Annotated in this window: 10 protein-coding genes; 2 read left to right on the top strand and 8 right to left on the bottom strand. The window is 54.8% G+C overall.

The window, feature by feature from the left end:
* The 8 genes from rffA to trxA form a co-directional block, all read right to left on the bottom strand.
* Entirely contained in the window at nt 1–1,131 is a 1,131-nt protein-coding gene (gene rffA / locus USG84_RS21505; protein WP_151413024.1) for a dTDP-4-amino-4,6-dideoxygalactose transaminase, read from the bottom strand.
* 4 nt (nt 1,132–1,135) lie between these two features.
* The gene (gene rffC, locus USG84_RS21500) at nt 1,136–1,813 is read right to left on the bottom strand and encodes a dTDP-4-amino-4,6-dideoxy-D-galactose acyltransferase (RefSeq protein ID WP_151413023.1); all 678 of its coding nucleotides are present in this window, start codon (nt 1,811–1,813) and stop codon (nt 1,136–1,138) included.
* Nucleotides 1,810–3,072 (bottom strand): UDP-N-acetyl-D-mannosamine dehydrogenase, encoded by a 1,263-nt coding sequence (wecC, locus tag USG84_RS21495; RefSeq protein ID WP_151413022.1) that lies wholly within the window; start codon nt 3,070–3,072, stop codon nt 1,810–1,812. The genes rffC and wecC overlap by 4 nt, the downstream gene beginning before the upstream one ends.
* Nucleotides 3,069–4,199: a non-hydrolyzing UDP-N-acetylglucosamine 2-epimerase gene (wecB, locus tag USG84_RS21490; RefSeq protein WP_151413021.1), complete on the bottom strand. Its 1,131-nt coding sequence runs from the start codon at nt 4,197–4,199 to the stop codon at nt 3,069–3,071. Before wecB ends, wecC begins: the two co-directional genes overlap by 4 nt.
* 56 nt (nt 4,200–4,255) lie before the next feature.
* Nucleotides 4,256–5,302, bottom strand: a complete 1,047-nt coding sequence (wzzE, locus tag USG84_RS21485) for an ECA polysaccharide chain length modulation protein (protein WP_061096747.1) — start codon at nt 5,300–5,302, stop codon at nt 4,256–4,258.
* Nucleotides 5,303–5,315: 13 nt separating this feature from the next.
* A complete protein-coding gene (gene wecA / locus USG84_RS21480) occupies nt 5,316–6,419 on the bottom strand; it encodes a UDP-N-acetylglucosamine--undecaprenyl-phosphate N-acetylglucosaminephosphotransferase (RefSeq protein ID WP_151413020.1) in 1,104 nt (367 codons plus the stop codon).
* Between the two features lie 241 nt (nt 6,420–6,660).
* Nucleotides 6,661–7,920: a transcription termination factor Rho gene (rho, locus tag USG84_RS21475; RefSeq protein ID WP_008501566.1), complete on the bottom strand. Its 1,260-nt coding sequence runs from the start codon at nt 7,918–7,920 to the stop codon at nt 6,661–6,663.
* A 344-nt stretch (nt 7,921–8,264) separates the two neighbouring features.
* Nucleotides 8,265–8,594, bottom strand: coding sequence for a thioredoxin TrxA (gene trxA, locus USG84_RS21470; protein ID WP_004386384.1), 330 nt, complete (start codon nt 8,592–8,594; stop codon nt 8,265–8,267).
* Nucleotides 8,595–8,738: 144 nt separating this feature from the next.
* Between trxA and rhlB the strand changes: the two genes are divergently transcribed.
* Nucleotides 8,739–10,007 (top strand): ATP-dependent RNA helicase RhlB, encoded by a 1,269-nt coding sequence (gene rhlB, locus USG84_RS21465; RefSeq protein ID WP_253543426.1) that lies wholly within the window; start codon nt 8,739–8,741, stop codon nt 10,005–10,007.
* Nucleotides 10,008–10,013: 6 nt separating this feature from the next.
* The gene (gene gppA, locus USG84_RS21460; RefSeq protein WP_151413045.1) at nt 10,014–11,498 is read left to right on the top strand and encodes a guanosine-5'-triphosphate,3'-diphosphate diphosphatase; all 1,485 of its coding nucleotides are present in this window, start codon (nt 10,014–10,016) and stop codon (nt 11,496–11,498) included.
* Nucleotides 11,499–11,537: the final 39 nt, after the last annotated feature.

The following is an 11,537-nucleotide window of genomic DNA, read 5'->3' as shown; positions in this document are numbered from 1 at the left end:
TCAGCCGAAATAGCTCAGGAGGGTATTAATCACCGTACGCTGGTTAACTGGCGCGAGGTTGTAGAACAGTGGCAGGCGAAGCAAACGCTCACTTTCTTTCGTGGTGTAACGGTCTTCACCTGCGAACATCCCAAACGCTTCCCCCGCCGGGCTGGAGTGCAGCGGAATATAGTGGAAGACCGCCATAATTTCGGCTTCTTTTAGCCAGGCGATAAGCTGGCTGCGATCGTCGTTATCGCGCAGCTTAATGTAGAACATGTGGGCATTGTGGACGCAATCGGCCGGAATGGTTGGCAGCTCAATACGCCCGGCTTTTGCCAGCGGCTCAAGCGCATCGTAATAGGTTTGCCACAGGGACAGGCGCTGGAGATTAATTCGCTCTGCCGCTTCCAGCTGTGCCCACAGGTATGCCGCCTGCAGATCCGCCATCAGATAGCTTGAGCCGATATCGCGCCAGGTGTACTTATCAACCTGACCGCGGAAGAACTGACTGCGGTTAGTGCCTTTTTCACGGATCACCTCCGCACGCTCAACCAGGGCACGATCGTTAATCAGCGTCGCACCGCCCTCACCGCCAGCGGTGTAGTTTTTCGTTTCGTGGAAGCTGAAGCAGCCGATGTGGCCGATGGTGCCCAGCGCGCGCCCCTTGTAGGTGGACATCACGCCCTGCGCGGCATCTTCCACCACAAACAGGCTGTGCTTTTTGGCGATCGCCATGATGGTGTCCATTTCACAGGCCACGCCCGCGTAGTGAACCGGCACAATCGCGCGAGTTTTGTCGGTGATCGCCGCTTCAATCAGCGTCTCATTAATGTTCATGGTGTCCGGGCGGATATCCACAAAAACGATTTTCGCCCCGCGCAGGACAAATGCGTTCGCGGTAGAGACGAAGGTATAGCTCGGCATAATCACTTCATCACCGGGCTGGATATCCAGCAACAGGGCCGCCATTTCCAGCGATGCCGTGCAGGACGGGGTCAGCAGCACTTTAGCGCTGCGAAAACGCTGCTCCATCCACTGCTGACAGCGACGGGTAAAACCGCCGTCACCGCAGAGTTTGCCGCTGCCCATGGCAGACTGCATATAGTCGAGTTCGGTTCCCACGACGGGTGGTGCGTTAAATGGAATCATCTTGTCACCTGTATAACCAGTAGGCGGTGGCGTCGATGTTGGCACCACTCGCAATATAACGTTTAAGCGCGGCGGTGTTGCCCACCTGGGTCGCCACCCGCAGCGTCTCAACCTGCTGCTGCTGCGCCCAGTGCAGCGCCGCCTGCATGAGTTTCTCACCCATGCCGCGCCCGGCTAATAAGCCAATACGCGCCTCGCGCTCGTTAAGCTTGCGCAGCGAGACAAATCCCTGAATCTGACCGTTCGCTGCACGAAAAATCAGGCAGACGTGGTCAAAGGTACCTTTGACCGCATTCTCTATCCACTGGGCATAGAAACGTCCGCTGTCGTCAGGTGCATACCAGGGCGTGCGAAAGCGGCTCTGCGCAAACGCCCGGGCCGCCATCTGGCGCAGCACAGGAATGTCCTGTTCCGTTGCAATTTCCGCGCCGGACGCATCGTGCCGGGTAAGGGCAATGGAAAGGTCCACCTCACCCTCAACCAGCTGAAAACCGTGCTGCTGGAGCGCGTCAAGCAGGTCGGCACGGTCCGCCGGGATCTTAGCCTGCACGCGCTGCCAGGCGCTGAAGTCCGCTTCCTGCAGGGCGGGCGCATTCTCGCGCCAGCGGACTATCGCCGAGGGGCGGGCAAAAAATGCGCTTTCCCACTCAAGGGATTCAAGCATGCCGTGGAGTGCACTCAACGCCAGACGCCTTTCGTATCAACCACATACTGCTGACGCACTGCAACGCCGGACGTCGCTTTAAACTCTTTGTGGTCCACCAGCAGCACCAGCACGTCCGCCGACGCCAGCGCGTCATCGAGCGCCGTCAGCGTGCAATGCCCCGCAAGTTTTGCCGGCAGTTCATGAATATTTGGCTCGACCACCAGCGTTTCGCCCTTGTGCCATTCGGCAATCATCTCAGCAATTTCCATCGCCGGGCTTTCGCGCAGATCGTCAATGTTGGGTTTAAATGCCAGACCGAAGCAGGCAATTTTCAGCTCGCTGGCGCGCTTGCCGCTCTCTGCCAGACAATCCGCTACCGTCGCTTTAACCTGGTTGAGCACCCAGTGAGGTTTGCTGTCGTTCACTTCACGCGCGGTGCGAATCAGACGCGCCTGCGCGGGGTTCTGCGCGACGATAAACCACGGGTCGACGGCGATACAGTGGCCGCCCACGCCCGGGCCAGGCTGGAGAATGTTGACGCGCGGATGGCGATTCGCCAGGCGGATTAACTCCCAAACGTTAATCCCCTGATCGGCGCAAATAAGCGACAGTTCGTTTGCAAAGGCGATGTTAACGTCACGGAAGCTGTTTTCCGTCAGCTTGCACATCTCTGCGGTGCGGGAGTTGGTCACCACGCATTCGCCTTCCAGGAAAATCTTGTACAGCGCGCTGGCGCGTTCAGAGCAGACCGGCGTCATGCCGCCAATGACGCGGTCGTTTTTAATCAGTTCGACCATCACCTGCCCCGGCAACACGCGCTCCGGGCAGTAGGCGATGTTGATATCCGCCTGCTCGCCGGCCTGCTGTGGAAAGCGTAAATCAGGACGCGCTTCTGCAAGCCACTGCGCCATCTGCTCGGTGGCCCCCACCGGAGAGGTTGACTCCAGGATCACCAGCGCGCCTTTCTTCAACACGGGGGCAATGGATTTTGCCGCGGCCTCGACGTAGGCCATATCCGGCTCGTGGTCGCCTTTAAAAGGGGTTGGGACGGCGATAAGGTAAGCATCCGCTTCCACTGGCGTCGTGCTGGCGCGCAGGAAGCCGCCATCAACCGCCTCTTTCACCACGCGGTCAAGATCGGGCTCCACAATATGAATTTCGCCACGATTAATGGTTTCTACCGCCCGTGCGTTGATGTCCACACCGACAACCTGTTTTTGACGAGAGGCGAATGCCGCCGCCGTGGGCAGGCCAATATAGCCAAGACCAATGACAGAGATGGTAGTAAAACTCATAGCGATACCCGATTGTGTTTAAGTGCATGCAAAATACGGCCACAAGCCTGCCCGTCTCCATAGGGATTATGGGCCCGGCTCATCGCCTGATACGCTTCATCGTCGTGCAGAAGGCGCGTGACCTCTTCAACGATGAGCTGTGCGTTGGTGCCGACCAGACGCACCGTTCCGGCTTTAACCGCTTCCGGACGTTCAGTGGTTTCACGCATCACCAGCACCGGCTTGCCAAGAGAGGGCGCTTCTTCCTGAATACCGCCGGAATCGGTGAGGATCAGCCAGGCGTGGTTCATCAGCCAGACAAACGGCATGTAGTCCTGCGGTTCAATCAGCAGGACGTTTTCGACGTGGCCCAGGATGCGGTTGACCGGCTCGCTGACGTTAGGGTTAAGGTGTACCGGATAGACAATCTGCACATCGTCGTTCTGCGCGGCGATCTCAGCCAGCGCGTGACAGATTTGCTCAAAGCCCCGTCCAAAGCTTTCGCGACGGTGGCCAGTGACCAGAATGGTTTTTTTACCGTTATTCAGGAACGGATAGCGGGCAGCGAGCTCTTTCTGCAAATCGCTATTTGCCAGCACGCGATCGCGTACCCAAATCAACGCATCAATGACCGTATTGCCGGTCACAAAGATGTTGTTATCGGCGACATTTTCACGCAGCAGGTTCTGGCGAGAGTTCTCGGTTGGCGCAAAGTGGTACATCGCCAGATGCCCGGTAAGCGTACGGTTGGCCTCTTCTGGCCACGGAGAATAAAGATTGCCGGTGCGCAGGCCCGCTTCAACATGGCCGACGGGAATACGCTGGTAAAACGCGGCCAGGCTTGTTGCCATCGTCGTCGTGGTATCGCCGTGCACCAGCACGACGTCGGGCTTGAATGACTCCAGGATCGGCTTGAGATCCTGCAGAATGCGGCAGGTTATTTCCGTCAATCCCTGCCCCGGCTTCATAATATTGAGGTCGTAATCCGGGACGATAGAAAAGAGGGTTAGGACCTGATCGAGCATCTCACGGTGCTGGGCCGTGACGCAGACCTTCGCTTCAATATCAGGATCGCTGGCCAGCGCATGAACCAGAGGCGCCATCTTAATGGCCTCCGGCCTGGTGCCAAATACGGTAAGTACTTTCACATCGATTCTCTTCGATTAGACGATGAAGGCCTCAGCCTTCATCGTAAACGGCGTTCTTAGTTTGTACGACGACGCGTTAACGCCACACCAGCCCCAACGAGTGTGCCCACAATCCCCCACATGATCATCAGGAATGCGCGGCGTGGACTGTCGCGTTTTACAGGTTCTTCAGGCGTTCTCAAATAACGATAGGTCTGAAAACGCGGGTCCAGGGATGGGCCGACATTTAGCGTATTAAGCATCGCGCGGTTTTGATCGTAGTCGAGGTCAAAATCAGGCCCAACGGCCTGCAGGTTTTCCAGACGCGCCTGCAGCATTGGGCGACCAAGAAGGAACATTTCAGAATCAGGCAATTCATCAGCCGGGACATCCGTCTCAGTGCGGGAAATGTTGTGCTGTTCCGCAATTTTCAGCGCCTGCTGAATGTTATGCACGCGGCGCGCAAAAATGGCGTTTGCCACCTCTTCCTGACGTTTGACCTGCGCCTTCATCTGGATAGTGCGGGCTGCCCAGGCGCCTTTAAGCTCTTCATTCAGATGGCTTGCGGCACGCTGGCTGGCAAACGCAACGTACTGCCGCAACAGGTTGTTGGCATCCGGCGCGGTTTCGGCAATCAGCTTGACGCTGTCGTTGACGTTACGCAGCGCATCGCCCGGCATGAACTGAATATTGTTAATCAGATCGTCCAGCATCGCGGCGTCGGCTTTGGTGTTATCAACCCGGCGCTGTTTGTAGTAATCCGTCTGGGACCAGAAGTCGCGACGCGTATCCCACGAGGCCAGCTGCATTACAAACTCTTTATAGGCTTCATCCATAACGGAGGCCTGATCAGGTGTGGCAAGATTGGCTTTGATATCCAGGTTTCGCAGGAACTGCTGCTGGGAATAGTACCCCCCGAGCATGTTAACCGTTGGCCTGTCCGTGATTGCCGTGGCGCTCCACTCTTGTTTTGCAAAGAACGTATAGGCCAGCGCTAACAGTGCAAACCCCAGCGCGATCCCCGCAATCCAAAGTTTGCCTGCCCATAACACGCGAAATAAACCCCGAATGTCCAGTTCATTCTCTGTTACCACTGATTTCGCTCCCGCCAACGGTTGAGTCATCATAGTCCCGGTTTTACTTAGTTAATGTTGTGTTTTTGCCACTGTTACGTCGCATCCTGCGCTTAATACGTTTAATGAATCGCGCCACTTTCCATGCGCGCTTAATGCAGTAGCCGTAGAGAGAAAATGCTAGCAAGAACAATACCAACATGGCCCACTCAGGCACAAAGTGCGTATATTCTGCCGTCACGCCAATCCCCGCTAGAATAGCAGCCGCAAGCGTAATAAGCACAAATGCCTGCCGGGAAGTGAATCCGGCTCGCATGATCAAATGATGAATGTGCTGACGGTCAGCAGAGAATGGGCTCATTCCTTTACGCAGGCGGCGATACATAATCGCAACCATATCCATTAAGGGGATGGCGATAATCCATAAAGCTGTTACCGGACTGATGGGATGTACATCGCCCTGAGTAGTTTCCAGCAAGATCCAAATGATAGTAAAGCCAATAAGCGTGCTACCCGCATCGCCCATGAAGACTTTATAGCGTCGGCCCAATGCGCCGAGATTTAACAGGATATAAGGCAGGATGGCCGCAATCATGGCGAAACACCACATAGCAAGGCTATATTGCCCATCAAACCATAAAATGAAACCAATGGCGGCAAATGAGACGCAGGACAGGCCCCCCAGCAAACCATCAATGCCGTCAACCATGTTGAACGCGTTAATCGCCACCCACACGGCAAAAAGTGTCAGGAAATAACCGAATGGGCCGAGTTCCATCTCCCAGGCCCCGAAAATATAGCCCAGGCTACTCAAGTGCAACTTAGCAAACACCATCATCGCAATAGCGACAGCTGCCTGAACGAAAGCGCGGATTTTGACGCTAATGTCGTATCTATCGTCAAGCGCACCAATCACGACAAGAACTGCTGCGCAAGAGAGATACAACTTGGCATGCGGAATATAGTAATCTGCAATAGCAAAAGTGAAGCAGATCCCCGCAAAAACAGAGATACCACCGACCAGAGGGATCATACCTTGATGACGTTTACGGAAGTTGGGTTTATCCACTAAACCCAGATATTTCGCCACCTTACGTGCCAGAAACAAAAAGCAGGTGGTAAATAAGAAAATACTGGTTAGTTCAGTAAACGTATCAAGTAGGTTCACAATGGATGTTCTCAACAAATGTTAGTCAAGGAAGTATAACCATCAAGGCGCCGCGCCTGAAGTTATAAAGCAAACCTCTTACAATTCCATTTGTTTATTATTCAAGCTATTAATGTTTTTACTGTGCGAATTATCTTATTGTCGCACTGACCGGTCAAAATTGGGAGTAGGCGCTACTAGCGTATAGTCCATAAAAGAAAAACGCCACGTAAAAACGTGGCGTTCGCTGGCTTTATTTGCGTTACGAGCGCTTCATCATGTCGAAGAAGTCGTCGTTAGTTTTGGTCATCGCCAGTTTGTTAATGAGGAACTCCATCGCGTCAATTTCACCCATTGGATGGATGATTTTGCGCAGGATCCACATTTTCTGCAGCTCTTCCTGCGTGGTGAGCAGTTCTTCCTTACGGGTACCGGACCGGTTGTAGTCGATAGCCGGGAAGACGCGTTTTTCTGCGATCTTACGAGAAAGGTGCAGTTCCATGTTACCTGTACCTTTAAATTCTTCGTAAATCACTTCGTCCATTTTAGAACCGGTATCGATCAGCGCCGTTGCGATAATGGTCAGGCTACCGCCCTCTTCCACGTTACGCGCGGCACCGAAGAAACGCTTCGGACGATGCAGGGCGTTAGCGTCTACACCACCGGTCAGTACTTTACCGGAAGCCGGGACCACGGTGTTGTAAGCGCGCGCCAGACGGGTGATGGAGTCAAGCAGGATGATCACGTCTTTCTTGTGCTCAACCAGGCGTTTCGCCTTCTCGATAACCATTTCCGCAACCTGAACGTGGCGAGATGCTGGCTCGTCGAAGGTAGAAGCAACCACTTCACCTTTAACCAGACGCTGCATCTCGGTTACTTCTTCCGGACGTTCGTCAATCAGCAGCACCATCAGCACGCAGTCTGGGTGGTTGTAGGCAATGCTCTGCGCGATGTTCTGCAGCAGCATGGTTTTACCCGCTTTCGGCGGTGCCACAATCAGACCACGCTGGCCACGACCGATTGGCGATGCCAGATCCAGAACACGCGCGGTTAAGTCTTCGGTAGAACCATTACCACGCTCCATGCGCAGGCGAGAGTTCGCGTGCAGCGGCGTTAAGTTCTCAAAGAGAATCTTGTTACGCGAGTTTTCTGGTTTATCGAAGTTAACTTCATTGACTTTCAACAGCGCAAAGTAGCGTTCACCCTCTTTCGGAGGACGAATCTTACCTGAAATGGTGTCACCAGTGCGGAGGTTGAAACGGCGGATTTGGCTGGGGGATACGTAGATGTCGTCAGGGCCGGCGAGGTAGGAGCTGTCTGCAGAGCGGAGGAAACCAAATCCGTCTTGCAATATCTCCAGCACACCGTCGCCAAAGATATCTTCGCCACTCTTAGCGTGCTGCTTCAGGATGGCGAAAATGATGTCCTGCTTGCGCATACGAGCCTGGTTTTCCAGCCCCATATTTTCGCCGAGAGTGATCAGCTCAGAAACCGGCGTATTCTTTAATTCGGTAAGATTCATAATGGTGTGGGTTCTTAAACTCGGGGTGATTCTCGAACTTAATGTTGTGAATGGTATGGCAGGGTCATCCATGCCTGTTTAGCGGCCATCACCTCATGTCTGTTCGCTGTCTGGTCACAGGGAAAGAACGCAGAACTGAAACGACAAGACGGATTGAGTGACAAGCCCGGAATTTAGCCACTTCACGCATTGTTCATGTCAACAACGGGAAGTATCGGGTAAAACAAGATTCAAACAACAGATATGTTTAAAACGAAGTCATAGCTAACTTAGCACGACTTCAGCCGGGCGTCCAGAGTTCCACATCATTTAGCCGGGGGCTCTGGACGCACAGCGGAGAAACCTTACGCCAGGTTAGCGTCCAGGAACTCTTTCAGCTGACCTTTGGACAGCGCGCCCACTTTGGTCGCCGCCACTTCACCGTTTTTGAACAGCAGAAGGGTCGGGATGCCACGGATACCGTATTTTGGTGCGGTGCCCGGGTTCTGGTCGATGTTCAGCTTGGCAACCGTCAGTTTGCCCTGATATTCGTCAGCGATCTCATCCAGAATCGGGGCGATCATTTTGCAAGGACCACACCATTCAGCCCAGAAATCGACGAGGGTCAGCCCGTCAGCCTTAAGTACGTCCGTGTCAAAACTGTCGTCAGTCAGGTGAATAATTTTATCGCTCATATATAACTCCACAGGAATAAGCCTGGTACGTTGGTTTTGTCTCCACCAACGACGTGTTGATGTCGCATTAACCAACTAAAGGTTGACTTTATTTCACCGGATACGCTTTCGTAAAGCAATAGTAAGCTGATATTCTACCACACTATGAGCAAAACACATTTAACAGAACAGAAGTTTTCCGACTTCGCCCTGCACCCAAAAGTGATCGAAGCCCTTGAAAAAAAAGGGTTTCATAACTGCACGCCCATTCAGGCTCTCGCCCTGCCGCTGACGCTGGCCGGTCGCGATGTTGCAGGGCAGGCGCAAACCGGTACCGGCAAAACGATGGCGTTTTTAACGTCAACGTTTCATTATTTACTTTCTCACCCAGCGATTGCAGACCGCAAAGTTAACCAGCCGCGCGCGCTAATTATGGCCCCGACGCGAGAACTGGCGGTACAGATCCACGCAGACGCTGAGCCTCTGGCGCAAGCCACCGGCCTGAAACTCGGCCTGGCCTATGGCGGCGACGGCTACGATAAGCAGCTGAAAGTGCTGGAAAGCGGCGTGGATATCCTCATCGGTACCACTGGCCGTCTTATCGACTACGCCAAACAGAATCACATTAACCTCGGCGCCATCCAGGTTGTGGTGCTCGATGAAGCTGATCGTATGTACGATCTGGGCTTCATTAAAGATATCCGCTGGCTGTTCCGCCGCATGCCGCCGGCCAATCAGCGCCTGAACATGCTGTTCTCTGCCACCCTTTCCTATCGCGTACGCGAGCTGGCGTTCGAGCAGATGAACAATGCGGAATATGTGGAAGTGGAGCCTGAGCAGAAAACGGGCCACCGCATTAAAGAAGAGCTCTTCTATCCTTCCAATGAAGAGAAAATGCGTCTGCTGCAAACGCTGATTGAAGAAGAGTGGCCCGATCGCGCCATTATCTTCGCGAACACCAAACACCGCTGTGAAGACATCTGGGGCCATCTGGCTGCAGACGGTCACCGCGTTGGCCTGTTGACCGGCGACGTGGCGCAGAAAAAACGCCTGCGTATCCTCGACGAGTTCACCCGTGGCGATCTTGATATTCTGGTCGCAACCGACGTGGCGGCACGTGGTTTACACATTCCGGCCGTGACGCACGTCTTTAACTACGATCTGCCAGACGACTGCGAAGACTACGTGCACCGTATCGGTCGTACCGGTCGTGCGGGCGCAAGCGGTCACTCAATTAGCCTTGCGTGTGAAGAGTATGCGCTGAATCTTCCAGCCATTGAGACCTACATCGGTCACTCTATTCCGCAGAGTAAATACAATCCGGAAGCGCTGTTAAGCGAACTGCCGCCGCCTAAGCGTCTTACCCGCCCGCGCTCCGGCAATGGTCCGCGTCGTTCAGGCGGCGCACCGCGTAATCGTCGTCGTTCAGGTTAAAACATGATGCTCAGCTCCACCTCGCTCTATGCGGCAATTGATCTCGGTTCGAATAGTTTTCATATGCTGGTTGTGCGTGAGGTGGCGGGAAGCATACAAACGCTGACGCGCATTAAGCGCAAGGTCCGCCTCGCGGCGGGCCTGAGCAGCGATAATTACCTCTCACCTGAAGCCATGGAACGTGGCTGGCAGTGCCTGCGGCTCTTTGCTGAGCGTCTGCAGGATATCCCGCATGCCCAAATCACCGTCGTCGCCACAGCGACGCTCCGACTGGCGGTTAACGCCGTAGATTTTATTGCCAAAGCGCAGGAAATTCTGGGGTGTCCGGTTCAGGTTATCAGCGGCGAAGAAGAAGCACGCCTGATCTACCAGGGCGTTGCCCACACCACCGGGGGTGACGATCGCCGTCTGGTGGTGGATATCGGCGGTGCCAGTACCGAACTGGTCACCGGCACCGGCGCGCAGGCCACGTCCCTGTTCAGCCTGTCGATGGGCTGCGTAACCTGGCTTGAGCGTTACTTTACTGACCGGAATCTGGGTAAAGAGAACTTCGACGAGGCGGAAAACGCCGCGCGCGAAGTGTTACGCCCGGTGATGGACGAACTGCGCTATCACGGCTGGAAAGTCTGCGTGGGGGCTTCGGGTACCGTGCAGGCCCTGCAGGAAATCATGATGGCGCAGGGCATGGACGAGCGGATCACGCTTGCCAAACTTCAGCAGCTTAAACAGCGTGCCATTCAGTGCGGACGTCTGGAAGAGCTTGAAATTGAAGGTCTTACGCTGGAACGTGCCCTGGTTTTCCCGAGCGGGCTGGCCATTCTGATCGCCATATTCACCGAACTAAATATCCAGTGTATGACCCTGGCCGGCGGCGCGCTGCGCGAAGGTCTGGTCTACGGGATGCTGCATCTGTCGGTGGATCAGGACATCCGCAACCGCACTCTGCGCAACGTCCAGCGTCGTTTTCTGGTTGATATCGATCAGGCTGGCCGCGTATCGCAGCTGGCATCACGCTTTGCCGACCAGGTCGCTAACGCCTGGGATCTTGATCATCTGAGCCGCGATTTATTGCTGAGCGCCTGTGCGCTGCACGAGGTGGGGCTAAGCATTGATTTTAAGCAGGCACCTGCTCACGCAGCGTATCTGGTGCGCAACCTGGATTTGCCGGGCTACACGCCCGCACAGAAAAAGCTGCTGGCAACGCTGCTGCTGAACCAGACCAACGCCGTCGATCTCTCCTCTTTGCATCAGCAAAATGCCGTACCGCCGCGCGTGGCCGAGCATCTGTGCCGCCTGCTGCGTCTGGCAATTCTGTTTGCCAGCCGCCGCCGCGATGATTTGTTACCCGCCATTAATCTGCAAGCCGAAGACGAGAAGCTGACGCTGACGCTGCCGGAAAACTGGATTGAGAATCACCCGCTTGGGGCAGAGATGATCGAGCAGGAGTGCCAGTGGCAGAGCTATGTGCACTGGATACTTGAGGTGAAGTAATACGCTGAACACTGCCGGGTGGCGGCTTCGTCTTACCCG

Source organism: Enterobacter sp. 168J2, from assembly GCF_034107265.1.
In the GTDB taxonomy this organism is placed as follows: Bacteria; Pseudomonadota; Gammaproteobacteria; order Enterobacterales; family Enterobacteriaceae; genus Enterobacter; species Enterobacter nematophilus.
This window is presented reverse-complemented; position numbering and strand designations above follow the sequence as displayed.